This window comes from Microbacterium sp. TPU 3598 (assembly GCF_002356155.1).
Classification (GTDB): Bacteria; Actinomycetota; Actinomycetes; order Actinomycetales; family Microbacteriaceae; genus Microbacterium; species Microbacterium maritypicum_A.
This window is the reverse complement of sequence record NZ_AP017975.1, coordinates 2,965,693-2,989,449: the sequence shown is the minus strand read 5'-3', so window position 1 is coordinate 2,989,449 and position 23,757 is coordinate 2,965,693. Positions and strand designations below refer to the sequence as shown.

The following is a 23,757-nucleotide window of genomic DNA, read 5'->3' as shown; positions in this document are numbered from 1 at the left end:
CATGAGCACCCACAGCCCCACCACCGGGCGATCCGCCGACACTCGCTCCACCGACGACCTGCAGAGCCTCGCTCCGCGGCGCCGCAGCTTCGGCGCGTGGTTCGCCGACACCGGATGGCGACACCTCGTCGCGATCGTCGTGAGCGCCTTCGCCCTGTTCCCGCTGCTCTACGTCGTCTCCGCTTCGCTGAACCCGAAGGGGACGCTGACGGGCTCGAACCAGCTCTTCTCCGCGATCGGTATCGACAGCTACGTGCGCATCCTGAGCGACCCGCAGAACCCGTACGGCACCTGGTTCCTCAACACGCTGCTGATCGCCGTCGTCACCGGCGCGGTCACCGTCTTCATCGGCGCCTGCGCCGCATATGCCTTCTCGCGCATGCGGTTCGCCGGACGACGGGTCGGTCTCGTCACGATCGTCGTCGTGCAGATGTTCCCGCAGCTGCTCGCCGTGGTCGCGATCTTCCTGCTCATGTCGACGCTGGGGGACTGGTTCCCCGCCATCGGGCTCAACACGCACACCGGGCTGATCCTGGTGTACCTCGGTGGAGCGCTCGGCGTGAACACCTACCTGATGTACGGCTTCTTCAACACCATTCCGAAGGAGATCGACGAGGCGGCCCGGATCGACGGCGCCGGTCATGCGCGCATCTTCTTCACGATCATCCTGCGTCTGGTCGCCCCCATCCTCGCAGTGGTCGGCCTGCTGTCGTTCATCGGCACCGTGAACGAGTACGTGATCGCGAGTGTCATGCTCGTCGACGTGGATCAGCAGACGCTGGTCGTCGGACTCACCAAGCTCGTCGCCAACCCGCGGTATGCAGACTGGTCCGCGTTCTCGGCCGGCGCCGTGATGGCCGCGATCCCGGTGATGATCCTGTTCCTCTTCCTGCAGAAGTACATCGTGGGCGGGCTGACGGCAGGCGCGACGAAGGGCTGACGGCACGGGCGGTCGTCCCTTCGGTGGCGACCGCCGTCCCTCCCCGGGTCCTCCTCTCCCCGGCGCTTCCCGCTCACTTGTCTCGCATGCTACCTTGTCATGCATGACAGCGGACGTCGGCGCCCAGATGCGCAAGGGCGTGGTCGAGTACTGCGTGCTCGGTCTGCTCGCGCGTGAGCCGATGTACGGCTGGCAGCTGGCCGACGCACTCACCGGTGCGGGATTGATCGCCAGTATCGGGACGCTGTACCCGCTGCTCGGGCGGCTGAAGGACAACGGCTGGGTCACCACCTTCGACCAGCCCTCCGGAAGCGGTCCGGTGCGCAAGTACTACCGGCTCACCGCCAGCGGGACCGACCAGCTCGAGCGGTTCCGTGCGCAGTGGACCCCATTCGCCCGTGTCGTCACGGGCATCGTCGGAGAGGGACGACCATGACAGAGCTCACCGCAGACGACCTCCGTGCGGATTACCTCGCGCGGCTCGACGAGGCCATGCGCAACCTGCCGCACGGTGTCGCGAGCGACATCCGTGCCGGCATCCTCGAAGAGCTGCAGGGACTGGACGCCGAAGCGACGGCGGCGCGCATCGCGCATCTCGGCGATCCGGTCGTGATCGCGGATGAAGCCCAGGCGGAGGTGCCCTCGGCGACGATCGTCGGTGCTCCCACGATCGCCGCAGCGCCCACACCCCGTCCGCCCGCGACATCGACGAGAGGGTTCGCGATCGCTGCGGCGCTCACGTTGAGCTTCGGAGGGATCGTGGTGCCCGTGGTCGGCTGGTTCGTCGGCGCCGCGCTCGTGAGCGCGAGTGCACTCTGGAGGGCCTGGGAGAAGGCGATCGCTATCGTCGTGCCGTTCGTCGTCACCGGCATCTCGTTCCTCACGGTCTCGACGCTGACGGCCCTCGCCTCGTCGGAGACGGGAAGCAGCTCCTCGGGGACCGGGACGCCCCCGGAGGTTGCCGCCGTCAACCCCCTCGTCCCCGGCGTGGGGGAGTGGCACGTCCTCATCCTCCTCGGGTTCCTCCTCGTCCCCCTCTCGGGGCTGTGGCTGCTGTGGCGACTTCGCGGGCGCACCGCAGGATGACAGGCGCTGCCGTTGCCGGATATCGGCGTTGCTCCGCAGCCTGTCGGGGCTTCGGCCGTAGCGTGGAGCCATGGCACGGGTGGGGGGACGCAACCTCGGGATGAGCTGGTTCGCCGGGATCGTGTGCGTCGGCATCATCGGGGCTCTCGTGTGGCTGTCCCTGCCGATGGTCCCCGTGCTCGCGCAGTTCGCGGGCGATGCGCTGCGCAGCGCGCTCCCCTGAACCCGCGTCACGACGACCGGTCCTCGCGGATGACGACGCGTCTCCGCGTATGACGACACGTCGGCACGCCTCCGCGAGCGGTCGTTCGCGCGGAGGTACCCTCGCAGTGCACGTATCCGATGAGAGGCGCACCCCATGAGTGACCCCAACGTTCCCCAGCCCGAGAAGCCGGCTGACGTTGACGACGTCGTCGGCAGTGCGAACGAAGGCCTGGACGCCGCTGCGGCTGCGGGTGCTGGCGTTCCCGGCAACAACGACGGCGTGAACGACGGCATCGATCAGAAGCCCGTCGCAACGCCGGTCGACCCCGACCTCGCCGCTTTCGAGGAGGCCGAGCGTGATCACCCCGGTACGTTCGCCTCCCCGCCGCCGGCCGTGACGCCTGCTCCGGTCGCTCCGTCGCGCGACTACGCCGACGAGGTCAGGGCTCAGGCCGACGCCGAGACCACCTCGTTCTACCCCGAGCCCGTCGTGGGCGAGCCCGTCCCGTTCGGCCACGAGCAGTCGGGGATGGCCGGTGCGGCGTATGCCCAGTACGGCGATGAGCTCGAGACGCGCGTCGTCCCGTCGGAGCCGCTCGTCGCCGCTGCCGCACAGCCGCAGCCCATCTTCGTCCAGGCGCCCGAACCGCCCCGTGACCGCGGCAACCGCGGCACCGCGGGAGCCATCGGACTCCTGGCGACACTCGTCTTCGCGGTGCTCTACCTGGGGGCTGCGCTCGGACTCGGTGCCATCGCCGGAGATGTGACCGGCGAGAACATCGGCCAGACCGCGATCGCACCCCTGATGACATGGGGGTTCTGGACGCCCGTCGTCGTGTTCTTCCTCGGATTCTGGCTGCTGGGTGCGGTCATCAACCGTGGACGCTGGGGCCTCTGGGTCGTCTTCGGCCTCATCGTCGGCGTCATCGCGTATGGGGGCCACATCCTCGGGCAGCTCTTCGAAGCTCCGTTCTGGAAGCTCAGCGCCAGCCAGGGACTCGACCTCGTCGGGGAGCAGATGGTCGCCCCGCTCGCGATCGCGGCCTTCGTGTTCGCCCGCGAGCTGACCATCTGGTTCGGTGCCTGGGTCGCCCGAAGCGGTGCTCGCAAGACCGAGCTGAATGCCGAGGCGCAGCGCGAGTACGAGCGCACGCTCGAGGCCGGCCCGACGCTGTCGAGGTAATCACGAACTCCACCACGCCGAACCCCCGGGGACCCGAGTCCGCGGGGGTTTCGGCCATCCTGGCGGTGGTGCTCGCCACCATCAGCTTCTTCGCGCTCGCGGTGTTCGGGCTCGGCGCCGTGAGCATCGCCACCGACACGGACATCATCGCGGTCCCCGATCTCGGCCAGACCCCTGGCGTGGTCGGCATGATCGCGGCGGTCGTCTCGTTCGCGCTCGTGCTGTGGTCCACTCTGCGTCGACCGCATCCGTCGTATGTCGCCACGATCGCGATCGCGCTGGTCGCCGGCCTCGTCCATCTGGTCGCGGTATGGGTCGCCGTCCTCGTCGGCGCCGGGAGCATCGTGCTCGCGACAGCGGTCGCCGGCGGTCTCGTGCGAGGCGGCGCGAGCGCCGTCCTCGTGCTGGCGGGCCTGATCGCCGGATGGGGTGGGATCGCGCTGCGTCGCACGCGCGCCGAGCATCCGCGTTGGCCGTGGGAGCGCGACGAAGAGGAATGACGTCCGAGCGATCCTCCCTCCGCGCCCCGCCGGGACCGGGAAATCGCGACGGTGACGGGCGACGCGCCGTACTCTGGTGGGGTGGAGCGCTCGTTGGAGACGCAGGTGGACCAGGCCGTGGAGGCATGGTTGCGCTGGGTGCCGCGCTGGGAGCCGGCAACCCATCGTGGTCGCGTCGCGCCATGCCGCCGGTGCCTCGGATCGCCGATCCTCTCCGCAGCCGGTATCGGTGCCAACGTGCCGCACGGCGTGCAGCACGGCCTCTCGACGCGTATCAAGACCATCGTCGATCACGCCGTCGCGGAGTACACGGCGCGGAATCTGCCGATGCTGCAGCGCGAGCTGGATCAGCAGGCTGCACGGAACCGCGCCCGCAGCTACCGCCCGGCCGAGGACCTCGATCCCGAGTTCGACGGGCTGCCCCTCGATCCGGATCCGGTGCCCGGAGCACCGTTCCTGTTCACGATCGCGGGGCTCGCAGACGAATCCGCCGCCGCGCTGCCCGCACTGCCCCCGCTCACGGAGGAGGCGAAGATCGCCCTCCGTCAGGAGGTCGCCCTCGCCGACGAGTACGCCAACATGGTCGGCCGCGAGATCTGCGGGATCCTGTTGCGTCATCGCATACACATCCAGGCCGCGATCTCTCAGCACGTCGAACCGCAGATCGAGGCACTGCTGGCTGAGCTGACCGAATCGCTGGACTCGCCGTTCGATCCCGATCTGCCCTGATCCTGCACTCGGGCCGCGCGGCCGGAGTTGCGCTCATTTGACCGCTACGTTACGCGGCATTACACTTGATCAGGTGTGTGCACGCCTCCGCGTGTGCGCTGGGCGCCGGCACCATGCCGGTCCGCCCCCACGGCATACCCATCACACCAAAAGCTCGTCGGTTCCGGCGTGCCGGTGGGTCATGATGTGAAACCCATCACGCTGTCACCGTGCAGCACTATGAGGAGAGAACGTGCCAACCATTCAGCAGTTGGTTCGCAAGGGTCGCTCGCCCAAGGTCACCAAGACCAAGGCGCCGGCGCTCAAGTCGAACCCGCAGCAGGCCGGGGTCTGCACCCGCGTCTACACCACCACCCCGAAGAAGCCGAACTCGGCGATGCGCAAGGTCGCTCGTGTGAAGCTCCGCAACGGCACCGAGGTCACCGCGTACATCCCCGGTGAGGGTCACAACCTGCAGGAGCACTCGCTCGTGCTCGTGCGTGGCGGTCGTGTCAAGGACCTCCCCGGTGTGCGTTACAAGATCGTCCGTGGCGCCCTGGACACCCAGGCAGTCAAGAACCGTAAGCAGGCTCGTTCCCGCTACGGCGCGAAGAAGGGTTGAGTTAGATGCCTCGTAAGGGACCCGCCCCGAAGCGCCCCGTCGTCAACGACCCGGTATACGGCGCACCGATCGTCACCTCGCTGGTGAACAAGATCCTCGTCGACGGCAAGAAGTCGCTGGCCGAGTCGATCGTCTACGGCGCCCTCCGCGGCGTCGAGGCGAAGAACGGTCAGGACGCCGTCGCCACGCTGAAGAAGGCGCTCGACAACGTGCGCCCGACCCTCGAGGTCCGCAGCCGCCGCGTCGGTGGCTCGACCTACCAGGTGCCGGTCGAGGTCAAGCCTCACCGCGCCAACACGCTCGCTCTGCGCTGGCTCGTGAGCTACGCGAAGGGCCGTCGTGAGAAGACGATGACCGAGCGTCTGCAGAACGAGATCCTCGACGCATCCAACGGCCTGGGTGCCGCGGTCAAGCGCCGCGAGGACACGCACAAGATGGCCGAGTCGAACCGCGCGTTCGCTCACTACCGCTGGTAAACAGCTTCGCCCGCCCCTCGGCCACTCGCCGCGGGGCGGGCACCCCCTCTTCGCAGTACGACTGCTCGAAAAGATAAGGACACTCCTGTGGCACAAGACGTGCTCACGGACCTGAGCAAGGTCCGCAACATCGGCATCATGGCGCACATCGATGCCGGCAAGACCACGACGACCGAGCGCATCCTGTTCTACACGGGCGTCAACCACAAGCTCGGTGAGACGCACGATGGCGCGTCGACCACCGACTGGATGGAGCAGGAGAAGGAGCGCGGCATCACGATCACGTCTGCCGCCGTGACCTGCTACTGGAACAAGAACCAGATCAACATCATCGACACCCCCGGCCACGTGGACTTCACGGTCGAGGTGGAGCGCTCGCTCCGCGTGCTCGACGGTGCGGTCGCCGTGTTCGACGGCAAGGAGGGCGTCGAGCCCCAGTCCGAGACCGTCTGGCGTCAGGCCGACAAGTACAACGTCCCGCGCATCTGCTTCGTCAACAAGATGGACAAGCTCGGCGCCGACTTCTACTTCACTGTCGACACCATCATCAACCGCCTCGGTGCCAAGCCGCTCGTGATCCAGCTGCCCATCGGCGCGGAGAGCGACTTCATCGGCGTCGTCGACCTGATCGAGATGCGTGCACTGGTCTGGGCCGGAGACGCCAAGGGTGATGTCACCATGGGCGCCTCCTACGAGATCCAGGAGATCCCGGAGGACCTCAAGGAGAAGGCAGCGGAGTACCGCCAGCAGCTCCTCGAGACCGTCGCCGAGACCGACGACGCGCTGCTCGAGAAGTTCTTCGGTGGCGAGGAGCTCACGGTCGCCGAGATCAAGGGCGCGATCCGCAAGCTGACCGTCGCCAGCGAGATCTACCCGGTGCTCTGCGGTTCCGCGTTCAAGAACCGTGGCGTCCAGCCGATGCTCGATGCGGTCGTCGACTACCTCCCGAACCCGCTCGACGTGGGCTCGATCGAGGCGCACGACCCGAAGGACTACGACACGATCATCGAGCGTCACCCCGACGCCAATGACCCGTTCGCCGCCCTCGCGTTCAAGGTCGCCGTGCACCCGTTCTTCGGTCGCCTCACCTACGTGCGCGTCTACTCGGGTCACCTGGACTCCGGTTCTGCGGTCGTCAACTCGACCAAGAACAAGAAGGAGCGCATCGGGAAGATCTTCCAGATGCACGCCAACAAGGAGATCCCGGTTCCCTCGGTCACCGCCGGAAACATCTACGCGGTCATCGGCCTCAAGGACACCACCACGGGTGACACCCTCACCGACCCGACGGCTCCGGTCGTCCTCGAGTCGATGACGTTCCCCGAGCCCGTCATCGAGGTCGCGATCGAACCGAAGACCAAGGCCGACCAGGAGAAGCTGGGTGTCGCAATCCAGAAGCTCGCTGAAGAGGACCCGACCTTCCGCACCGAGCTCAACCCCGAGACCGGTCAGACGACCATCAAGGGCATGGGCGAGCTGCACCTCGACATCCTCGTGGACCGCATGAAGCGCGAGTTCAACGTCGAGGCCAACGTCGGCAAGCCGCAGGTGGCGTACCGCGAGACGATCCGCAAGACCGTCGAGAAGCACGACTACACGCACAAGAAGCAGACCGGTGGTTCTGGACAGTTCGCAAAGATCCAGTTCACCATCGAGCCGCTCGACCTCGACTCCGAGAAGACCTACGAGTTCGTGAACGCCGTCACCGGTGGTCGCATCCCTCGTGAGTACATCGGCTCGATCGACGCCGGTTTCCAGGACGCGATGAACGTCGGCGTGCTCGCGGGCTACCCGATGGTCGGCGTCAAGGCGACTATCGTCGATGGTGCAGCGCACGACGTCGACTCTTCGGAGATGGCGTTCAAGATCGCGGGCTCCATGGGCTTCAAGGAGGCCGCTCGTCGCGCCAACCCCGTGCTGCTCGAGCCGCTGATGGCCGTCGAGGTCCGTACTCCCGAGGAGTACATGGGCGACGTCATCGGCGACCTGAACTCGCGTCGTGGCCAGATCCAGTCGATGGAAGACGCCGCAGGCGTCAAGGTCGTCCGCGCTCAGGTCCCGCTGTCCGAGATGTTCGGCTACATCGGCGACCTGCGCTCGAAGACCTCGGGCCGCGCCGTCTACTCGATGGAGTTCCACAGCTACGCTGAGGTTCCCCGCGCGGTGGCCGACGAGATCGTCCAGAAGACCAAGGGCGAGTAATCGTCCTTCTGGGAGCCGGGCCCCGGTCCGGCTCCCAGGACACCTACAACTTCACATTCCCTCTCTACTAAACTGAGAACCTAACCCGTAGAGAACCGGTCGCAAACCAGTGCCCGGTCACCTCTACAACGACGTCCTGAGGAGGACCCAGTGGCTAAGGCCAAGTTCGAGCGGACCAAGCCGCACGTCAACATCGGAACGATCGGTCACGTCGACCACGGCAAGACCACGCTCTCCGCAGCGATCTCGAAGGTGCTTGCTGACAAGTACCCGTCCGACACCAACGTGCAGCGTGACTTCGCTTCCATCGACTCGGCGCCGGAAGAGCGCCAGCGTGGTATCACCATCAACATCTCGCACATCGAGTACGAGACCCCGAAGCGCCACTACGCGCACGTTGACGCTCCCGGCCACGCCGACTACGTCAAGAACATGATCACCGGTGCGGCTCAGATGGACGGCGCGATCCTCGTGGTCGCCGCCACCGACGGCCCCATGGCTCAGACGCGTGAGCACGTGCTGCTCGCCAAGCAGGTCGGCGTTCCGTACCTGCTGGTCGCGCTGAACAAGTCCGACATGGTCGACGACGAGGAGATCCTGGAGCTCGTCGAGCTCGAGGTCCGCGAGCTGCTCGCCGGCCAGGGCTTCGACGAGGACGCTCCTGTCGTCCGCGTCTCCGCTCTCAAGGCCCTCGAGGGCGACGAGAAGTGGACCCAGGCGATCCTGGACCTGATGCAGGCTGTCGACGACAGCGTTCCGGACCCGGAGCGTGACCGTGACAAGCCGTTCCTGATGCCCGTCGAGGACGTCTTCACGATCACCGGTCGTGGAACCGTCGTCACGGGTCGCGCCGAGCGTGGCACGCTGGCCATCAACTCCGAGGTCGAGATCGTCGGACTCCGTCCGACCGTCAAGACCACGGTCACGGGTATCGAGATGTTCCACAAGCAGCTCGACGAGGCCTGGGCCGGCGAGAACTGTGGTCTGCTGCTCCGCGGCACCAAGCGTGAGGACGTCGAGCGCGGTCAGGTCATCGTCAAGCCGGGTTCGGTCACGCCGCACACCGACTTCGAGGGCACCGCGTACATCCTGTCCAAGGACGAGGGTGGCCGTCACAACCCGTTCTACACGAACTACCGCCCGCAGTTCTACTTCCGCACCACCGACGTCACCGGCGTCATCTCGCTGCCCGAGGGCACCGAGATGGTCATGCCCGGCGACACCACCGACATGACGGTCGAGCTGATCCAGCCGATCGCCATGGAGGAGGGCCTCGGCTTCGCCATCCGTGAGGGTGGACGCACCGTCGGCGCCGGTACGGTCACGAAGATCATCAAGTAAGCATCTGCTTCCTCGCAAAGGGGTCGGACCTTCGGGTCCGGCCCCTTTGTCGTCGATGCCGCCCTGTGGGGCGCGGTGCTGTCGTCGACCCGGGACGCGAGGGTTCCGTTTGCCGGGGTGGACATGCACAATGAGTGTGGTCGGCTCGATCGGTCGGCGGCACACCTTCAGAAGGGGAATCACATGGGCATCGAAGACGCCGTGAACAAGGGCAAGGATCTGTACGAGCAGAACAAGGACAAGATCGCCGAGGCCGTCAAGAGCGAGCAGGCCGAGGACATCAGCGACAAGGTGCTCGACGGCGTCGCGGACTTCGCCAAGAAGATCGCCCCCGGTGCCGCGGACAAGATCGATGAGATCCGCGACGGCGCTGACAAGGCCGTCGGCAACGAGTAAGAAAGACCGCAAGCCCTGAGCGGCGATCCACCACCTGTGGGTCGCCGCTCGTGCGTGCTGGAGGGGCAGCGTCCGTGCCGGAATGTCGTCGGATGTGGCGCATTCACGGTTGTATCCAGTAGGATCGTCTCGACCGCCTGGGGATCTTGCGGTCGGGGGAGCCGAAGGGGTTCGGTTTCCCGAAGCACGCGGAGTTCCGCGTACAAACTGGGGATATGCGATCTTGGGGATCATCGTGCGACGCGCGCACTCATTGCGCCTGAGCGTCACCCCGCCTGCGCGGCGGGTCTTCCGCCGCGCCCTCGGTCGAGGAGTTCGGCGTCCCTTCACGCCGGGCTACTCGCGTTCGGTGTGCCCCCTCGCACTGAACGCCCTCCCCAAGCGGGGCGAGGCATGGGGATGCCTCGCCCCGCTATCTCCCGCACTCTGACCTGTTCACGCACCGTCTGGAGTCGCGTTCGACAGACCGCGACACGCCCGGGTTTGCACAAGTGAAATCAGCCGTGGCAGAATAGACAGGTTCGATATTCCGTCGCCGCTGTGCGTGCGTCGGATCACTGCCAGGGCAGTGCATAGACGGCGCCTCCTCCGGGACGGTGCAGGGTTCTAGGCCGCGGGTAGCAGAACACACCCCGACACCCTTCTTCACGAAGGCTTCCGCCGTGCGCGGCGGAAGGTCGGCATCCGGTCGCCTCACGGCTTCCGGCTGACAGAAGAACAGTGGTGCAGCAGATCGACTCGCGAGGGTCGTTCTCGTGCCGAGGCGCGAACAGCGCCGACGTGCGTCCAATGCCCCAGGGCCACCCGGTCCCGGTCGGTAAGACGCTTAAAGAGAGAGAGCAGACAATGGCGGGACAGAAGATCCGCATTCGCCTGAAGTCGTATGACCACGAGGTCATCGACACGTCCGCACGCAAGATCGTCGACACCGTGACCCGTGCGGGCGCAACCGTCGTCGGCCCCGTGCCCCTTCCGACCGAGAAGAACGTCGTGTGCGTCATCCGGTCGCCGCACAAGTACAAGGACAGCCGCGAGCACTTCGAGATGCGCACCCACAAGCGTCTGATCGACATCGTCGACCCGACGCCCAAGGCCGTCGACTCGCTGATGCGTCTCGACCTGCCGGCCGATGTCAACATCGAGATCAAGCTCTGAGGTTCGACATGGCTGACATCAACTCCAAGGTTTCCAAGGGCATGCTGGGCACGAAGCTCGGCATGACCCAGGTGTGGAACGAGAGCGGCAAGCTCGTTCCCGTCACCGTCATCGAGCTGGCACCCAACGTGGTCACCCAGGTCCGCACGCCCGAGAAGGACGGCTACAACGCCGTGCAGATCGCGTACGGCCAGATCGACCCCCGCAAGGTCAACAAGCCGCTCTCCGCTCACTTCGAGGCAGCCGGCGTCACGCCGCGTCGTCACGTCACCGAGATCCGCACCGCGGACGCCGGCGACTACAACCTGGGCCAGGAGCTCACGGTCGACGGCACCTTCGAAGCGGGCCAGCTCGTCGACGTCGTCGGCACGAGCAAGGGCAAGGGCTTCGCCGGTGTCATGAAGCGTCACAACTTCAAGGGCGTCTCGGCTTCGCACGGTTCGCACCGCAACCACCGCAAGCCCGGCTCGATCGGCGCATCGTCGACCCCGAGCCGCGTCTTCAAGGGCATGCGCATGGCCGGCCGTATGGGTGGCGAGCGCGTGACCGTCCTCAACCTCACGGTGCACTCCATCGACATCGAGAAGGGACTCATGCTCGTCAAGGGCGCAGTCCCCGGTGCTCGTGGCCGCATCGTCTATGTCCGCAACGCAGTGAAGGGTGCCTGATCATGGCTGACTCCACTCTCGCGCTCGACGTCCTCAAGGCAGACGGCAAGAAGGCAGGCTCGATCGAGCTTCCCGCCGCGCTGTTCGACGCCAAGACGAACATCCCGCTCATCCACCAGGTCGTCGTCGCGCAGCTCGCGGCGGCTCGCCAGGGCACGCACTCGACCAAGCGTCGTGGCGAGGTCTCGGGTGCCGGTCGCAAGCCCTTCAAGCAGAAGGGCACGGGTAACGCCCGTCAGGGTTCGATCCGCGCGCCGCACATGACCGGTGGTGGCATCGTGCACGGCCCCAAGCCGCGCGACTACTCGCAGCGCACCCCCAAGAAGATGATCGCCGCCGCCCTGCTGGGCGCGCTCAGCGACCGCTTCCGCGGTGACCGCATCCACGCCATCGAGTCCTTCGGGATCGACGGAACGCCTTCGACCAAGACCGCGGTGAACTTCCTCACCAACGTCGTCTCGTCGAAGAACGTGCTCGTCGTGATCGAGCGCAACGACGACGTGACGCTGAAGAGCATCCGCAACCTGTCGAACCTGCACGTGCTGACGTTCGACCAGCTCAACGCATACGACGTGCTCGTCTCCGACGACATCGTCTTCACCCAGGCCGCGCTCGAGGGCTTCATCGCCTCCAAGTCCGGCGCCAACCAGGAGGTCTCCGCATGAGCGAGCAGGCATCTGTTCTCCAGACGGCCCTGAACAAGGACCCGCGCGACATCATCCTGAAGCCGGTCGTGTCCGAGAAGAGCTACGGTCTCATCGATGAAGGCAAGTACACCTTCCTCGTCGACCCGCGCGCTTCGAAGACCGAGATCAAGCTCGCCATCGAGAAGATCTTCGGCGTCAAGGTCGCAGGGGTCAACACCCTCAACCGCGTCGGCAAGGCACGCCGCACCCGCTTCGGCACCGGCAAGCGCAAGGACACCAAGCGCGCCATCGTCACCCTGAAGTCGGGCACCATCGACATCTTCACGGCAATCGGCTGATCCGGGGGATAAGGACAATAATGGCTATTCGCAAGTACAAGCCCACGACCCCGGGCCGTCGCGGCTCGTCGGTGGCTGACTTCGCCGAGATCACTCGATCGACGCCGGAGAAGTCGCTGCTGCGCCCGCTCTCGAAGACCGGTGGTCGCAACAACCAGGGCCGCATCACGACCCGTCACATCGGTGGTGGCCACAAGCGCCAGTACCGTGTCATCGACTTCCGTCGTAACGACAAGGACGGCGTCAACGCCAAGGTCGCTCACATCGAGTACGACCCCAACCGCACCGCGCGCATCGCGCTGCTGCACTACTTCGACGGTGAGAAGCGCTACATCCTCGCTCCGGCGAAGCTGAAGCAGGGCGACATTGTCGAGTCGGGTGCCGGGGCTGACATCAAGCCCGGCAACAACCTCCCGCTGAAGAACATCCCCACGGGTACCGTCATCCACGCGATCGAGCTCCGCCCCGGCGGCGGCGCGAAGATGGCACGTTCGGCCGGTGCATCCGTCCGTCTCGTCGCCAAGGACGGCCCCTACGCCCAGCTGCGTCTGCCCTCGGGCGAGATCCGCAACGTCGATGCGCGCTGCCGCGCGACCATCGGCGAGGTCGGCAACGCCGAGCAGTCGAACATCAACTGGGGTAAGGCCGGCCGCATGCGCTGGAAGGGCGTCCGCCCGACCGTGCGTGGTGTCGCGATGAACCCGGTCGACCACCCGCACGGTGGTGGTGAGGGTAAGACCTCCGGTGGTCGTCACCCCGTCTCCCCGTGGGGCCAGGCTGAGGGTCGTACCCGTCACGCCAACAAGGAAAGCGACAAGTACATCGTGCGTCGTCGTAACGCCGGCAAGAAGCGTAAGTAGGAGTAAGAGAAGATGCCTCGCAGTCTTAAGAAGGGCCCCTTCGTCGACGATCACCTGCTTCGCAAGGTGGTCGTGCAGAACGAAGCCGGCACCAAGAACGTCATCAAGACCTGGTCCCGTCGGTCCATGATCATCCCGGCCATGCTGGGTCACACGATCGCGGTCCACGACGGACGCAAGCACATCCCTGTGTTCGTGTCCGAGACCATGGTCGGTCACAAGTTGGGCGAGTTCGCGCCCACCCGCACCTTCCGCGGCCACGAGAAGGACGACAAGAAGGGGCGGCGCCGCTAATGGTCGAATCGATCGCACGCGTGCGACACATCCGCGTGACCCCTCAGAAGGCTCGTCGTGTCGTCGCGCTCATCAAGGGCAAGCAGGCACAGGAAGCTCTCGCGATCCTCAAGTTCGCACAGCAGAGCGCCAGCGAACCGATCTACAAGCTTGTCGCGTCGGCCATGGCCAACGCGCAGGTGAAGGCGGATCGCGACGGCGAGTTCCTCGACGAGCAGGACCTGTACGTGGCCAACGCGTACGTCGACGAGGGCACCACGCTCAAGCGTTTCCAGCCCCGTGCTCAGGGTCGCGCTTTCCAGATCAAGAAGCGCACGAGCCACATCACGGTCGTGCTCTCGACGCCTGAGGCAGCTCCGGCCGCCACGGGCGACAGCAACAAGAAGGCGAGCAAGTAATGGGACAGAAGGTAAACCCGTACGGCTTCCGTCTCGGCATCACGACGGACCACGTCTCGCGTTGGTTCTCTGACTCGACGAAGCCGGGTCAGCGCTACGCCGACTACGTCGCCGAAGACATCAAGATCCGTAACCTGCTCAAGACGCAGCTCGACCGCGCCGGTGTCTCGAACATCGAGATCGAGCGCACCCGTGACCGCGTCCGCGTCGACATCCACACCGCCCGTCCGGGCATCGTGATCGGTCGTCGTGGGGCCGAGGCCGAGCGCATCCGCGGCGACCTCGAGAAGCTCTCGGGCAAGCAGATCCAGCTGAACATCCTCGAGGTCAAGAACCCCGAGGCCGACGCTCAGCTGGTCGCACAGGGCATCGCCGAGCAGCTCTCTGCTCGTGTGGCGTTCCGTCGTGCGATGCGCAAGGGTCTGCAGGGCGCGCAGCGCGCCGGCGCCAAGGGCATCCGCATCCAGGTCTCCGGCCGCCTCGGCGGCGCCGAGATGAGCCGTTCGGAGTTCTACCGCGAGGGTCGTGTGCCGCTGCACACGCTGCGCGCGAACATCGACTACGGCTTCTACGAGGCGAAGACCACCTTCGGCCGCATCGGCGTGAAGGTCTGGATCTACAAGGGCGACCTGACCGCGAAGGAGCTCGCTCGCGAGCAGGCCAACGCACCCAAGGCTCGTCGTGACGACCGTGGTGGCGACCGCCGCCGTGCCCCGCGCAACGAGGCACCTGTCGCAGAAGGAGCGTCGGCATAATGCTCATCCCCCGTAAGGTCAAGTTCCGCAAGCAGCACCACCCGGGTCGCTCGGGTCAGGCCACCGGCGGCACGAAGGTCTCCTTCGGCGAGTACGGTATCCAGGCCCTCACGCCCGCTTACGTGACGAACCGTCAGATCGAGTCCGCTCGTATCGCGATGACCCGTCACATCAAGCGTGGTGGAAAGGTGTGGATCAACATCTACCCCGACCGTCCGCTCACGAAGAAGCCTGCCGAAACCCGCATGGGTTCCGGTAAGGGTTCCCCCGAGTGGTGGGTCGCCAACGTCAAGCCGGGCCGTGTCCTCTTCGAGGTCGCGGGTGTCGACGAGGAGCTCGCACGCGAAGCTCTGACCCGTGCAATTCACAAGCTGCCGCTCAAGGCACGCATCATCAAGCGCGAGGAGGGCGACGCGTAATGGCGATCGGCACCAAGGAGCTCGCCCCGGCAGAGCTCGACACATTCGAAGACCAGCGCCTCGTCGAGGAGCTGCGCAAGGCCAAGGAGGAGCTGTTCAACCTCCGTTTCCAGTCGGCCACCGGCCAGCTGGAGAGCCACGGCCGCATCCGCGCCGTCAAGCGCGACATCGCGCGCCTCTACACCGTGATCCGCGAACGCGAGCTGGGCATCCGTGCGACGCCCGCTCCGGTCGAGGCTCCGGCCAAGAAGGCGACCAAGTCGAAGGCGAAGAAGGCGGACTCCGCCGACGACGCCGTGAAGGAAGAGGCTGAGTGATGGCCACCAAGAAGGAAGCGACTGTGGAGACGCAGGCCGCAGGACACGAGTCGTCCGAGCACGACGTCCGCGACTCCGCTGCCCGCGGTTACCGCAAGGCACGTCGCGGCTACGTCGTCAGCGACAAGATGGACAAGACCATCGTGGTCGAGGTCGAGGACCGCGTGAAGCACCCGCTTTACGGCAAGGTCATCCGCCGCACCTCGAAGGTCAAGGCGCACGATGAGGCGAACTCCGCCGGCATCGGCGACCTGGTCCTGATCAACGAGACCCGCCCGCTGAGCGCCACGAAGCGCTGGCGCCTGGTGGAGATTCTGGAGAAGGCCAAGTGATCCAGCAGGAATCCCGACTCAAGGTCGCCGACAACACCGGCGCCAAGGAGCTGCTCACCATCCGCGTTCTCGGTGGCTCGAAGCGCCGTTACGCGGGACTCGGCGACACCATCGTCGCGACCGTCAAGGACGCGATCCCCGGTGGCAACGTCAAGAAGGGCGATGTCGTCAAGGCGGTCATCGTCCGCACCAAGAAGGAGGTCCGTCGCCCGGACGGCTCCTACATCAAGTTCGACGAGAACGCCGCAGTGATCCTGAAGAACGACGGGGAGCCCCGCGGCACCCGTATCTTCGGGCCGGTCGGTCGTGAGCTTCGCGACAAGAAGTTCATGAAGATCGTCTCGCTGGCGCCGGAGGTCATCTAATCATGGCGAAGATCAAGAAGGGTGACCTGGTTCAGGTCATCACCGGTGCCACGCAGGAGCGTGGCGGCGACCGCGGCAAGCAGGGCAAGGTCCTCGACGTCCTTTCCGACAAGAACCGCGTCATCGTCGAAGGCGTGAACTACGTCACCAAGCACACCCGCGTCGGCCAGACGCAGCGTGGCACCAAGACCGGAGGCATCGAGACCGTCGAAGCCTCCATCCACATCTCGAACGTCGCACTCGTCGACCCCTCGACCAAGAAGCCGACCAAGGTCGGCCACCGGGTCGAGGAGCAGACCAAGGACGGCGTCAAGCGCACCGTCCGCGTGCGCTACGCGAAGAAGAGCGGTAAGGACCTCTGATGAGCACCGACACTGCCGCGCCGGCTGGCAAGATCCAGCCGCGCCTGAAGCAGAAGTACAACACCGAGATCAAGAAGGCGATGCAGGACGAGTTCGGTTACGCGAACGTCATGCAGATCCCCGGACTGGTCAAGGTCGTCGTGAACACCGGTGTCGGCGAGGCAGCTCGCGACAGCAAGGTGATCGATGGCGCGGTCGACGATCTCACCAAGATCACCGGCCAGAAGCCGATCGTCACGAAGGCTCGCAAGTCCATCGCGCAGTTCAAGCTGCGCGAGGGTCAGGCCATCGGCGCGCACGTCACCCTCCGCGGTGACCGCGCGTGGGAGTTCGTGGATCGCCTCGTCTCGCTCGCGCTGCCCCGTATCCGCGACTTCCGCGGTCTCTCGGGCAAGCAGTTCGACGGCAACGGCAACTACACCTTCGGTCTCCAGGAGCAGAGCGTGTTCCACGAGATCGATCAGGACAAGATCGACCGGGTTCGCGGTTTCGACATCACCGTCGTCACCACCGCGAAGACGGATGAAGAGGGCCGGGCACTGCTCCGTCACCTCGGATTCCCGTTCCGCTCGGAAGACGCACAGGCGTAACACCCTCGACGGGCTCAGTGGTCTCGTGTCACTGAGCCCGTCGATGTGCACGTACAATTGAAAATTGCGTGTCATCGCAGGCCGTCTGTCGTGTAACGGCAGCCGGAACCTCATGAACAAAGGAAATCAACAATGACAATGACAGACCCGGTCGCAGATCTGCTGACCCGTCTGCGCAACGCGAACTCGGCGCACCACGATTCCGTGACCCTGCCGTCGAGCAAGCTCAAGACGCACATCGCTCAGATCCTCCAGCAGGAGGGCTACATCGCCGGCTGGGAGACCTCTGACGCCCGCGTCGGACAGAACCTCACGCTGACGCTGAAGTACGGTCCCAACCGTGAGCGCTCCATCGCTGGCATCAAGCGCGTCTCGAAGCCCGGTCTCCGCGTCTACGCGAAGTCGACCGAGCTTCCCACGGTCCTCGGCGGCCTTGGCGTGGCGATCCTGTCCACCTCCTCCGGTCTTCTCACCGACCGTCAGGCAGAGCAGAAGGGCGTGGGCGGAGAAGTTCTCGCCTACGTGTGGTAATTCGAAATGTCGCGTATTGGACGACTTCCCATCGACGTTCCCGCGGGCGTGACCGTTTCGGTCGACGGCCGCGAGGTCGCGGTGAAGGGCCCCAAGGGTGAACTCACCCTCACGGTGGCCAGCCCCATCGAGGTCGCGGTCGAGGAGAACCAGGTTCTGGTCTCCCGTCCCGACGACGAGCGCGAGTCGCGGTCGCTTCACGGCCTGACCCGCACGCTCATCAACAACAACATCATCGGCGTGACCCAGGGCTACACCAAGGGTCTCGAGGTCGTCGGCACCGGTTACCGCGTGCAGCAGAAGGGCAGCTCGGTCGAGTTCGCCCTCGGCTTCTCGCACCCGGTTCTGATCGACCCGCCCGCCGGCATCACGCTCACGGTCGAGGGCACCACCAAGCTCACCGTCAGCGGGATCGACAAGCAGGCTGTCGGCGAGGCAGCTGCCAACATCCGCAAGATCCGCAAGCCCGAGCCGTACAAGGGCAAGGGTGTGCGCTACGCCGGCGAGAACGTGCGTCGCAAGGCCGGAAAGAGTGGTAAGTAACCATGGCTCTCAAGTCAAAGTCTGACGCCCGCGCGCGTCGTCACGCCCGCCTTCGCAAGAAGGTCGTCGGCACTGAGGCGCGTCCGCGTCTCGTCGTCAACCGCTCGGCCCGCCACGTCTTCGTGCAGCTGGTCGACGACAGCAAGGGTCACACCGTGGCGTCGGCTTCGACGCTCGAGACCGACCTGCGCTCGCTCGAGGGTGACAAGACCGCCAAGGCCCGCAAGGTCGGCGAGCTCCTCGCCGAGCGTGCGAAGGCTGCCGGCGTTTCCGAGGCAGTGTTCGACCGTGGCGGCAACCGCTACGCCGGTCGTGTCGCCGCCATCGCCGACGGCGCCCGCGAGGGGGGTCTGGCACTGTGAGTGACAACAAGGAGAACGAAGTGACCGAAGCGGCTGCTGCCACTTCCGAGACGGCTGCCGGCACTACGCAGGCTGAGCCGGCTCGCGATTCGCGTGATGGCCGCCGCGGCGGTCGTGACCGCAACCAGGGTGGCGGCCGTGACCGCAACTCTCGTGACCGTGGCGACAACCAGTTCCTGGAGCGCGTCGTCACCATCAACCGCGTCTCGAAGGTCGTGAAGGGTGGTCGTCGCTTCAGCTTCACCGCCCTCGTGGTCGTCGGTGACGGCAACGGTCTGGTCGGCGTCGGCTACGGCAAGGCCCGCGAGGTCCCTCTGGCGATCTCGAAGGGTGTCGAAGAGGCCAAGCGCAACTTCTTCCGCGTTCCGCGCGTCGGCAGCACCATCCCGCACCCCGTGCAGGGTGAGGCGGCCGCTGGTGTGGTCCTGCTCCGTCCGGCCGCTGCCGGTACCGGTGTCATCGCCGGTGGTCCGGTCCGCGCCGTGCTCGAGTGCGCCGGTATCCACGACGTGCTGTCGAAGTCGCTCGGCTCGTCGAACACGATCAACATCGTGCACGCGACGGTCACCGCCCTGAAGCAGCTCGAGGAGCCTCGTGCGGTCGCCGCGCGTCGTGGCCTCGAGTTCGACCAGGTCGCCCCTGCGCGCCTCGTGCGCGCCGAGGCCGAGGCCATCGCCGCACAGAAGGTAGGTGCCTGATGGCCGCGCGACTGAAGGTCACGCAGATCAAGTCCAAGGTGAGCGAGAAGCAGAACCAGCGTGACACGCTGCGCAGCCTCGGTCTGAAGCGGATCGGTGACACCACCGTCCGCCCCGACGACGCGCAGACGCGCGGTTACGTCAAGACCGTCGCCCACCTCGTCAAGGTTGAGGAGATCGACTAATGGCTGAGAAGAACGAGGCCGTCGAGGCTGAGAAGGCCACGAAGAAGGCTGCAGCTCCCAAGGCTGCCGCCGAGAAGAAGCCGGCCGCGAAGAAGGCTCCGGCCAAGACCGCTGCCGCCGACGCCAAGGCTGAGGGCGCTGCCAAGAAGCCGGCCGCCAAGAAGGCTGCGCCGAAGAAGGATGCTCCGGCGTCCCGCCCCGGCGTGCTGAAGGTGCACCACCTGCGTCCCGTGCCCGGATCCAACACCGCCAAGACTCGCGTCGGCCGTGGTGAGGGCTCCAAGGGTAAGACCGCTGGCCGTGGAACCAAGGGCACCAAGGCGCGCAACACCGTTCGCGTCGGCTTCGAGGGTGGGCAGATGCCGCTGCACATGCGCACCCCGAAGCTGCGCGGGTTCAAGAACCCGTTCCGCGTGGAGTACCAGGTCGTGAACCTGGAGAAGCTCGCGGAGCTGTACCCGAAGGGTGGCGATGTCACCATCGGCGACCTGGTCGCCAAGGGTGCCGTTCGCAAGAACGAGAAGGTCAAGGTTCTCGGAAACGGCGACATCGCCGTGAAGCTCACCGTTTCGGTCGACAAGGTCTCGGGTTCTGCCGAGCAGAAGATCGTCGCGGCTGGCGGATCCGTCAAGTAACCGCTTAGCAAGAGGGGTCGGAGATTCTCCGGCCCCTCTTGTGGTTTCACACTCCGAGACCTCGCTCTGGGGCCGCATCCGGCGGGCCTGGTATCGGTGGCGAATTCCGGGAAGCCCGGTTTGCGTTACCCTGGTCTTTCAGCCGTCCTTCGGGAATCGGCAACCTTTTCAGGAGGAACGTCCTTGTTTAGCGCCATCGCGCGGATCTTCCGCACCCCCGACCTGCGTCGGAAGATCGGTTTCACACTCGCCATCGTTGCGATCTACCGGCTCGGCTCCAACGTCCCGGCGCCGTTCGTGAACTTCCCGAACGTCGAAGAGTGTCTTGCCGCCAACGCGGGCACCGATGGGCTGCTCGGACTGGTCAACCTCTTCTCCGGCGGCGCGCTGCTGCAGCTGTCGATCTTCGCGCTCGGCGTCATGCCGTACATCACCGCGACGATCATCACGCAGCTCCTGCGCGTGGTCATCCCGCACTTCGAGGCGCTCCACAAGGAAGGACAGGCCGGCCAGGCCCGTCTGACCCAGTACACGCGTTACCTCACGATCGCCCTCGCGTTGCTCCAGTCGACGACTCTCGTCACGGTGGCCCGCAGCGGCCAGCTCTTCGGCACGACCGATCTCGCGGCCTGCCAGCAGCTGCTGACGAACGACGTGTGGTGGGCGCAGTTGCTCATCATCATGGCGATGACGGCCGGTACCGGCCTGATCATGTGGTTCGCCGAGCTCGTCACCGAGCGCGGCATCGGCAACGGCATGTCGTTGCTCATCTTCACCTCGATCGCCGCCACGTTCCCCGGTGCCATGAGCCTCATCTGGCAGACCAAGGGCTTCGAGGTCTTCCTGCTGGTGCTGCTGGTCGGAATCATCGTGATGGGGCTCGTCGTGTTCGTCGAGCAATCCCAGCGACGCATCCCGGTGCAGTACGCCAAGCGCATGGTGGGTCGACGCACCTACGGCGGCACGAACACCTACATCCCGATCAAGGTGAACATGGCGGGTGTGATCCCCGTGATCTTCGCCTCGTCGCTGCTGTACATCCCGGCACTCATCGCGCAGTTCAACACCCCGCAGGACGGATCGACTCCGGCCGCCTGGGTGACCTGGATCACGACGAACTTCACGTCGGGCAACAGCCCGGTGTACATGGCCGCGTACTTCCTGCTGATCATCGGGTTCACGTACTTCTACGTGGCGATCACGTTCAACCCGGTCGAGGTCGCGGACAACATGAAGAAGTACGGCGGTTTCATCCCCGGCATCCGCGCGGGCCGCCCGACGGCCGAGTACCTCGACTACGTGCTCACCCGCATCACGCTCCCCGGCTCCCTGTACCTCGGTCTGATCGCGCTCATCCCGCTCATCGCTCTGGCCACCGTCGGCGCCAACCAGAACTTCCCGTTCGGCGGCGCCTCGATCCTCATCATCGTCGGTGTGGGTCTCGAGACGGTCAAGCAGATCGACGCGCAGCTGCAGCAGCGACACTATGAAGGGCTCCTCCGATGACAGCATCCGCACGTCTTCTCATCGTCGGCCCGCAGGGCTCCGGCAAGGGCACGCAGGGCGTGCGCATCGCCGAGTCCTACGGCATCCCGGTCGTCTCGACCGGCGACATCTTCCGGGCGAACATCAAGGAGGGGACGCCCCTCGGGCAGCAGGTCACGGCGATCCTCGACAAGGGCGACCTCGTTCCGGACGAGCTGACGAGCGAGATCGTGCGCGACCGCCTGTCACAGGAGGATGCCGCTCACGGCTTCCTGCTCGACGGCTACCCGCGCAACACCGCGCAGGTCGCCCACCTCGAGTCGTTCCTCGCCGAACGGGGACAGGCGCTCGACGCCGTCATCCTCCTCGACGTGCCGCGCGAGGAGAGTCTGGAGCGTCTGACACTCCGTGCGACCGAGCAGGGACGCTCCGACGACACCCCGGAGGCCATCGGCCACCGCCTCGACATCTACGAGCGCGAGACCGCCCCGATCCTCGAGGTCTACGGGGCCAAGGGCATCGTCGACCGTATCGACGGCGTCGGCTCCCTCGACGAGATCACCGAGCGTATCGCCGAGGCCCTGGCCGCGCGCGGTCTGCGTCTCGCGGCCTCCGCCTCCTGAGATGTTCCGCCGGTCGATCTACAAGACCCCGGCTCAGCTGCGGGCGATGGTGGAGCCCGGGCTGATCACGGCAGCGGCACTGGACGCCGTCCGCCCCCTGATCAAGGCCGGCGTCACCACCCTCGAACTCGACACCGTGGCGAACCGCACGATCCTCGCCCGCGGCGCCGAGTCGAATTTCCAGCTGGTGCGCGGCTACCACCACACGACCTGCATCTCGGTGAACGAGCAGGTCGTCCACGGGATCCCGGGGGAGCGGGTGCTCCAGCCGGGTGACATCGTGTCGGTCGACTGCGGTGCGCAGTTCCAGGGGTGGAACGGCGACAGCGCGATCACGGTCGTCGTGCCCGACCCGGAGCGCCCGGAGCTCGTCGCCCAGCGCGAAGAGCTCTCCCGCGTGACCGAGGGGTCGATGTGGGCGGGAATCGCCGCCATGGCGTCCGTGTCGTCGATCGACGAGATCGGTGCGGCCATCCAGGACTACATCGAGGCGCAGGGACCGTCCGCCGTTACCGGTGAGCCCTACGGCATCCTGCGCGAGTACGTCGGACACGGCATCGGTCGCAAGATGCACGAAGCCCCCAGCGTCTTCAACTACCGCACACCCGACCGCGGTGAAGACGTGAAGCCCGGCCTCGTGCTCGCGATCGAGCCGATGGTCACCGCCGGCGGGGAGGCGACCTTCATCGAGGAGGACGACTGGACCGTCACGACGGTCGACGGTACGGACGGCTCCCATTGGGAACATAGCGTCGCCCTGCATGATGGGGGTATCTGGGTGCTGACTGCGCCCGATGGTGGAAGAGCCGGACTCGCCCCGTTCGGGGTCGAGCCTCGAGAGATCGGAAAGTAATGGCAGCGGCGAAGAGCAACACCAACTGGTTCGCGATCGGCGTCTCCATCGCCGTGGTCGTGGTGCTGGTGGCGATCGGTGGACTCGTGGTGTTCCTCAACAACCAGGCGACCTCGCCCGGCGCGGCGCCGAAGGCCAACGACACCTTCAACTCCGAGACCGGTGCGGTCTCGTTCGGCGACGGTGAAGACACCATCGCGGTGTTCGTCGACTTCCAGTGCCCGGTCTGCAAGACCTTCGAGGACCAGTTCGGTGCTCAGCTCGAAGCCGCGGCTGCCGACGGCCGCATCACGCTCGAGTACCACCCGATCGCGATCCTCGACCGCTTCTCGCAGGGCACCGAGTACTCCTCACGGTCGGCAGGTGCCGCGTTCTGCGTCGCCGAGTCGAACCCTGACCTGTACCTCGACTTCGCCAAGACGCTCTTCGAGAACCAGCCCGAGGAGAACTCGACAGGTCTGACGAACGACCAGCTGGCCGGCTTCGCGACCCAGGTCGGTGCGGACGACGCGGTCTCGTGCATCACCGACGAGACGTACCGCAAGTTCGGTGCGGCGCAGGCGAAGTCCCACGAGATCGCCGGCACGCCGACGGTGGACATCAACGGCACGCGCCTCAACCTGCAGGACCAGGCCGACCTGAAGAAGTTCACCGACCTGATCAGCTGAACCGGCGGCTTCCCGG

At 65.9% G+C, this 23,757-nt stretch carries 36 protein-coding genes; all 36 read left to right on the top strand.

Going from position 1 to position 23,757, the window contains the following annotated elements:
* The first annotated feature begins 1 nt into the window (after position 1).
* Entirely contained in the window at positions 2 to 940 is a 939-nt protein-coding gene (locus MST3598_RS14265; RefSeq protein WP_029258214.1) for a sugar ABC transporter permease, read from the top strand.
* Positions 941 to 1,043: 103 nt separating this feature from the next.
* The gene (locus tag MST3598_RS14260) at positions 1,044 to 1,376 is read left to right on the top strand and encodes a PadR family transcriptional regulator (protein WP_036271430.1); all 333 of its coding nucleotides are present in this window, start codon (positions 1,044 to 1,046) and stop codon (positions 1,374 to 1,376) included.
* On the top strand, positions 1,373 to 2,026 hold the full coding sequence (locus MST3598_RS14255; protein WP_029258213.1) for an HAAS signaling domain-containing protein: 654 nt from the start codon (positions 1,373 to 1,375) through the stop codon (positions 2,024 to 2,026). The genes MST3598_RS14260 and MST3598_RS14255 overlap by 4 nt, the downstream gene beginning before the upstream one ends.
* A gap of 70 nt (positions 2,027 to 2,096) precedes the next feature.
* Positions 2,097 to 2,249 (top strand): hypothetical protein, encoded by a 153-nt coding sequence (locus MST3598_RS18550; RefSeq protein WP_021201129.1) that lies wholly within the window; start codon positions 2,097 to 2,099, stop codon positions 2,247 to 2,249.
* Positions 2,250 to 2,384: 135 nt separating this feature from the next.
* Positions 2,385 to 3,413, top strand: coding sequence for a hypothetical protein (locus MST3598_RS14250; protein ID WP_029258212.1), 1,029 nt, complete (start codon positions 2,385 to 2,387; stop codon positions 3,411 to 3,413).
* A 68-nt stretch (positions 3,414 to 3,481) separates the two neighbouring features.
* Positions 3,482 to 3,913 carry a hypothetical protein gene (locus MST3598_RS14245; RefSeq protein WP_029258211.1) on the top strand — a complete coding sequence of 144 codons (432 nt, stop codon included), beginning with the start codon at positions 3,482 to 3,484 and terminating at the stop codon, positions 3,911 to 3,913.
* Between the two features lie 81 nt (positions 3,914 to 3,994).
* Positions 3,995 to 4,642, top strand: a complete 648-nt coding sequence (locus MST3598_RS14240; RefSeq protein WP_029258210.1) for a hypothetical protein — start codon at positions 3,995 to 3,997, stop codon at positions 4,640 to 4,642.
* A gap of 232 nt (positions 4,643 to 4,874) precedes the next feature.
* Complete coding sequence (gene rpsL, locus MST3598_RS14235; RefSeq protein ID WP_017201609.1) at positions 4,875 to 5,243, top strand: 30S ribosomal protein S12; 369 nt, start codon at positions 4,875 to 4,877, stop codon at positions 5,241 to 5,243.
* A gap of 5 nt (positions 5,244 to 5,248) precedes the next feature.
* On the top strand, positions 5,249 to 5,719 hold the full coding sequence (rpsG, locus tag MST3598_RS14230) for a 30S ribosomal protein S7 (RefSeq protein WP_017201608.1): 471 nt from the start codon (positions 5,249 to 5,251) through the stop codon (positions 5,717 to 5,719).
* Between the two features lie 87 nt (positions 5,720 to 5,806).
* Positions 5,807 to 7,921: an elongation factor G gene (gene fusA / locus MST3598_RS14225; protein WP_021201125.1), complete on the top strand. Its 2,115-nt coding sequence runs from the start codon at positions 5,807 to 5,809 to the stop codon at positions 7,919 to 7,921.
* 150 nt (positions 7,922 to 8,071) lie between these two features.
* The gene (gene tuf / locus MST3598_RS14220) at positions 8,072 to 9,262 is read left to right on the top strand and encodes an elongation factor Tu (RefSeq protein ID WP_017829210.1); all 1,191 of its coding nucleotides are present in this window, start codon (positions 8,072 to 8,074) and stop codon (positions 9,260 to 9,262) included.
* A gap of 183 nt (positions 9,263 to 9,445) precedes the next feature.
* Positions 9,446 to 9,658: a hypothetical protein gene (locus MST3598_RS14215; RefSeq protein WP_021201124.1), complete on the top strand. Its 213-nt coding sequence runs from the start codon at positions 9,446 to 9,448 to the stop codon at positions 9,656 to 9,658.
* Between the two features lie 846 nt (positions 9,659 to 10,504).
* The gene (gene rpsJ, locus MST3598_RS14210) at positions 10,505 to 10,813 is read left to right on the top strand and encodes a 30S ribosomal protein S10 (RefSeq protein ID WP_017201594.1); all 309 of its coding nucleotides are present in this window, start codon (positions 10,505 to 10,507) and stop codon (positions 10,811 to 10,813) included.
* Positions 10,814 to 10,821: 8 nt separating this feature from the next.
* Positions 10,822 to 11,481, top strand: a complete 660-nt coding sequence (gene rplC / locus MST3598_RS14205) for a 50S ribosomal protein L3 (RefSeq protein ID WP_021201123.1) — start codon at positions 10,822 to 10,824, stop codon at positions 11,479 to 11,481.
* Between the two features lie 2 nt (positions 11,482 to 11,483).
* A complete protein-coding gene (gene rplD / locus MST3598_RS14200) occupies positions 11,484 to 12,146 on the top strand; it encodes a 50S ribosomal protein L4 (protein WP_021201122.1) in 663 nt (220 codons plus the stop codon).
* Positions 12,143 to 12,466 carry a 50S ribosomal protein L23 gene (gene rplW, locus MST3598_RS14195; RefSeq protein ID WP_017829206.1) on the top strand — a complete coding sequence of 108 codons (324 nt, stop codon included), beginning with the start codon at positions 12,143 to 12,145 and terminating at the stop codon, positions 12,464 to 12,466. The genes rplD and rplW overlap by 4 nt, the downstream gene beginning before the upstream one ends.
* A gap of 20 nt (positions 12,467 to 12,486) precedes the next feature.
* Entirely contained in the window at positions 12,487 to 13,326 is an 840-nt protein-coding gene (gene rplB / locus MST3598_RS14190; RefSeq protein ID WP_017201590.1) for a 50S ribosomal protein L2, read from the top strand.
* A gap of 12 nt (positions 13,327 to 13,338) precedes the next feature.
* Complete coding sequence (gene rpsS, locus MST3598_RS14185; protein WP_017829205.1) at positions 13,339 to 13,620, top strand: 30S ribosomal protein S19; 282 nt, start codon at positions 13,339 to 13,341, stop codon at positions 13,618 to 13,620.
* Entirely contained in the window at positions 13,620 to 14,018 is a 399-nt protein-coding gene (gene rplV / locus MST3598_RS14180; RefSeq protein ID WP_021201121.1) for a 50S ribosomal protein L22, read from the top strand. Before rpsS ends, rplV begins: the two co-directional genes overlap by 1 nt.
* Complete coding sequence (gene rpsC, locus MST3598_RS14175) at positions 14,018 to 14,773, top strand: 30S ribosomal protein S3 (RefSeq protein ID WP_017201587.1); 756 nt, start codon at positions 14,018 to 14,020, stop codon at positions 14,771 to 14,773. Before rplV ends, rpsC begins: the two co-directional genes overlap by 1 nt.
* Complete coding sequence (rplP, locus tag MST3598_RS14170) at positions 14,773 to 15,192, top strand: 50S ribosomal protein L16 (protein ID WP_017829203.1); 420 nt, start codon at positions 14,773 to 14,775, stop codon at positions 15,190 to 15,192. The genes rpsC and rplP overlap by 1 nt, the downstream gene beginning before the upstream one ends.
* Positions 15,192 to 15,509 carry a 50S ribosomal protein L29 gene (gene rpmC, locus MST3598_RS18780; protein ID WP_017829202.1) on the top strand — a complete coding sequence of 106 codons (318 nt, stop codon included), beginning with the start codon at positions 15,192 to 15,194 and terminating at the stop codon, positions 15,507 to 15,509. The genes rplP and rpmC overlap by 1 nt, the downstream gene beginning before the upstream one ends.
* Positions 15,509 to 15,841: a 30S ribosomal protein S17 gene (gene rpsQ / locus MST3598_RS18775; protein ID WP_021201120.1), complete on the top strand. Its 333-nt coding sequence runs from the start codon at positions 15,509 to 15,511 to the stop codon at positions 15,839 to 15,841. The genes rpmC and rpsQ overlap by 1 nt, the downstream gene beginning before the upstream one ends.
* Entirely contained in the window at positions 15,838 to 16,206 is a 369-nt protein-coding gene (rplN, locus tag MST3598_RS14155; protein WP_017201583.1) for a 50S ribosomal protein L14, read from the top strand. The genes rpsQ and rplN overlap by 4 nt, the downstream gene beginning before the upstream one ends.
* 2 nt (positions 16,207 to 16,208) lie before the next feature.
* Positions 16,209 to 16,568, top strand: coding sequence for a 50S ribosomal protein L24 (gene rplX, locus MST3598_RS14150; protein WP_021201119.1), 360 nt, complete (start codon positions 16,209 to 16,211; stop codon positions 16,566 to 16,568).
* The gene (gene rplE / locus MST3598_RS14145; RefSeq protein WP_021201118.1) at positions 16,568 to 17,158 is read left to right on the top strand and encodes a 50S ribosomal protein L5; all 591 of its coding nucleotides are present in this window, start codon (positions 16,568 to 16,570) and stop codon (positions 17,156 to 17,158) included. The genes rplX and rplE overlap by 1 nt, the downstream gene beginning before the upstream one ends.
* A 132-nt stretch (positions 17,159 to 17,290) precedes the next feature.
* Positions 17,291 to 17,689 (top strand): 30S ribosomal protein S8, encoded by a 399-nt coding sequence (rpsH, locus tag MST3598_RS14140; protein ID WP_021201117.1) that lies wholly within the window; start codon positions 17,291 to 17,293, stop codon positions 17,687 to 17,689.
* A 6-nt stretch (positions 17,690 to 17,695) separates the two neighbouring features.
* Positions 17,696 to 18,232 (top strand): 50S ribosomal protein L6, encoded by a 537-nt coding sequence (gene rplF / locus MST3598_RS14135; RefSeq protein WP_017829197.1) that lies wholly within the window; start codon positions 17,696 to 17,698, stop codon positions 18,230 to 18,232.
* A 2-nt stretch (positions 18,233 to 18,234) separates the two neighbouring features.
* Positions 18,235 to 18,594 carry a 50S ribosomal protein L18 gene (gene rplR, locus MST3598_RS14130; protein WP_017201578.1) on the top strand — a complete coding sequence of 120 codons (360 nt, stop codon included), beginning with the start codon at positions 18,235 to 18,237 and terminating at the stop codon, positions 18,592 to 18,594.
* A gap of 20 nt (positions 18,595 to 18,614) precedes the next feature.
* Positions 18,615 to 19,292, top strand: coding sequence for a 30S ribosomal protein S5 (gene rpsE, locus MST3598_RS14125; protein WP_017829196.1), 678 nt, complete (start codon positions 18,615 to 18,617; stop codon positions 19,290 to 19,292).
* Positions 19,292 to 19,477, top strand: a complete 186-nt coding sequence (rpmD, locus tag MST3598_RS14120) for a 50S ribosomal protein L30 (RefSeq protein ID WP_017201575.1) — start codon at positions 19,292 to 19,294, stop codon at positions 19,475 to 19,477. The genes rpsE and rpmD overlap by 1 nt, the downstream gene beginning before the upstream one ends.
* Entirely contained in the window at positions 19,477 to 20,112 is a 636-nt protein-coding gene (gene rplO / locus MST3598_RS14115; protein ID WP_021201116.1) for a 50S ribosomal protein L15, read from the top strand. The genes rpmD and rplO overlap by 1 nt, the downstream gene beginning before the upstream one ends.
* Before the next feature lie 183 nt (positions 20,113 to 20,295).
* Positions 20,296 to 21,618, top strand: coding sequence for a preprotein translocase subunit SecY (secY, locus tag MST3598_RS14110; RefSeq protein WP_021201115.1), 1,323 nt, complete (start codon positions 20,296 to 20,298; stop codon positions 21,616 to 21,618).
* Positions 21,615 to 22,220: an adenylate kinase gene (locus MST3598_RS14105; protein ID WP_021201114.1), complete on the top strand. Its 606-nt coding sequence runs from the start codon at positions 21,615 to 21,617 to the stop codon at positions 22,218 to 22,220. The genes secY and MST3598_RS14105 overlap by 4 nt, the downstream gene beginning before the upstream one ends.
* Position 22,221: 1 nt before the next feature.
* Positions 22,222 to 23,073: a type I methionyl aminopeptidase gene (map, locus tag MST3598_RS14100; RefSeq protein WP_029258207.1), complete on the top strand. Its 852-nt coding sequence runs from the start codon at positions 22,222 to 22,224 to the stop codon at positions 23,071 to 23,073.
* The gene (locus MST3598_RS14095; protein ID WP_021201112.1) at positions 23,073 to 23,741 is read left to right on the top strand and encodes a DsbA family protein; all 669 of its coding nucleotides are present in this window, start codon (positions 23,073 to 23,075) and stop codon (positions 23,739 to 23,741) included. Before map ends, MST3598_RS14095 begins: the two co-directional genes overlap by 1 nt.
* Positions 23,742 to 23,757: the final 16 nt, after the last annotated feature.

Excerpts from the sequence above, each read along its gene's own strand:
- MST3598_RS14265 (WP_029258214.1), top strand. The coding sequence starts at position 2 with ATGAGCACCCACAGCCCCACCACCGGGCGATCCGCCGACACTCGCTCC.
- MST3598_RS14260 (WP_036271430.1), top strand. The coding sequence starts at position 1,044 with ATGACAGCGGACGTCGGCGCCCAGATGCGCAAGGGCGTGGTCGAGTAC.
- MST3598_RS14255 (WP_029258213.1), top strand. The coding sequence starts at position 1,373 with ATGACAGAGCTCACCGCAGACGACCTCCGTGCGGATTACCTCGCGCGG.
- MST3598_RS18550 (WP_021201129.1), top strand. The coding sequence starts at position 2,097 with ATGGCACGGGTGGGGGGACGCAACCTCGGGATGAGCTGGTTCGCCGGG.
- MST3598_RS14250 (WP_029258212.1), top strand. The coding sequence starts at position 2,385 with ATGAGTGACCCCAACGTTCCCCAGCCCGAGAAGCCGGCTGACGTTGAC.
- rpsG (WP_017201608.1), top strand. The coding sequence starts at position 5,249 with ATGCCTCGTAAGGGACCCGCCCCGAAGCGCCCCGTCGTCAACGACCCG.
- MST3598_RS14215 (WP_021201124.1), top strand. The coding sequence starts at position 9,446 with ATGGGCATCGAAGACGCCGTGAACAAGGGCAAGGATCTGTACGAGCAG.
- rpsJ (WP_017201594.1), top strand. The coding sequence starts at position 10,505 with ATGGCGGGACAGAAGATCCGCATTCGCCTGAAGTCGTATGACCACGAG.
- rplC (WP_021201123.1), top strand. The coding sequence starts at position 10,822 with ATGGCTGACATCAACTCCAAGGTTTCCAAGGGCATGCTGGGCACGAAG.
- rplD (WP_021201122.1), top strand. The coding sequence starts at position 11,484 with ATGGCTGACTCCACTCTCGCGCTCGACGTCCTCAAGGCAGACGGCAAG.
- rplW (WP_017829206.1), top strand. The coding sequence starts at position 12,143 with ATGAGCGAGCAGGCATCTGTTCTCCAGACGGCCCTGAACAAGGACCCG.
- rplB (WP_017201590.1), top strand. The coding sequence starts at position 12,487 with ATGGCTATTCGCAAGTACAAGCCCACGACCCCGGGCCGTCGCGGCTCG.
- rpsS (WP_017829205.1), top strand. The coding sequence starts at position 13,339 with ATGCCTCGCAGTCTTAAGAAGGGCCCCTTCGTCGACGATCACCTGCTT.
- rplV (WP_021201121.1), top strand. The coding sequence starts at position 13,620 with ATGGTCGAATCGATCGCACGCGTGCGACACATCCGCGTGACCCCTCAG.
- rpsC (WP_017201587.1), top strand. The coding sequence starts at position 14,018 with ATGGGACAGAAGGTAAACCCGTACGGCTTCCGTCTCGGCATCACGACG.
- rplP (WP_017829203.1), top strand. The coding sequence starts at position 14,773 with ATGCTCATCCCCCGTAAGGTCAAGTTCCGCAAGCAGCACCACCCGGGT.
- rpmC (WP_017829202.1), top strand. The coding sequence starts at position 15,192 with ATGGCGATCGGCACCAAGGAGCTCGCCCCGGCAGAGCTCGACACATTC.
- rpsQ (WP_021201120.1), top strand. The coding sequence starts at position 15,509 with ATGGCCACCAAGAAGGAAGCGACTGTGGAGACGCAGGCCGCAGGACAC.
- rplX (WP_021201119.1), top strand. The coding sequence starts at position 16,209 with ATGGCGAAGATCAAGAAGGGTGACCTGGTTCAGGTCATCACCGGTGCC.
- rplE (WP_021201118.1), top strand. The coding sequence starts at position 16,568 with ATGAGCACCGACACTGCCGCGCCGGCTGGCAAGATCCAGCCGCGCCTG.
- rpsH (WP_021201117.1), top strand. The coding sequence starts at position 17,291 with ATGACAATGACAGACCCGGTCGCAGATCTGCTGACCCGTCTGCGCAAC.
- rplF (WP_017829197.1), top strand. The coding sequence starts at position 17,696 with ATGTCGCGTATTGGACGACTTCCCATCGACGTTCCCGCGGGCGTGACC.
- rplR (WP_017201578.1), top strand. The coding sequence starts at position 18,235 with ATGGCTCTCAAGTCAAAGTCTGACGCCCGCGCGCGTCGTCACGCCCGC.
- rpmD (WP_017201575.1), top strand. The coding sequence starts at position 19,292 with ATGGCCGCGCGACTGAAGGTCACGCAGATCAAGTCCAAGGTGAGCGAG.
- rplO (WP_021201116.1), top strand. The coding sequence starts at position 19,477 with ATGGCTGAGAAGAACGAGGCCGTCGAGGCTGAGAAGGCCACGAAGAAG.
- MST3598_RS14105 (WP_021201114.1), top strand. The coding sequence starts at position 21,615 with ATGACAGCATCCGCACGTCTTCTCATCGTCGGCCCGCAGGGCTCCGGC.
- map (WP_029258207.1), top strand. The coding sequence starts at position 22,222 with ATGTTCCGCCGGTCGATCTACAAGACCCCGGCTCAGCTGCGGGCGATG.
- MST3598_RS14095 (WP_021201112.1), top strand. The coding sequence starts at position 23,073 with ATGGCAGCGGCGAAGAGCAACACCAACTGGTTCGCGATCGGCGTCTCC.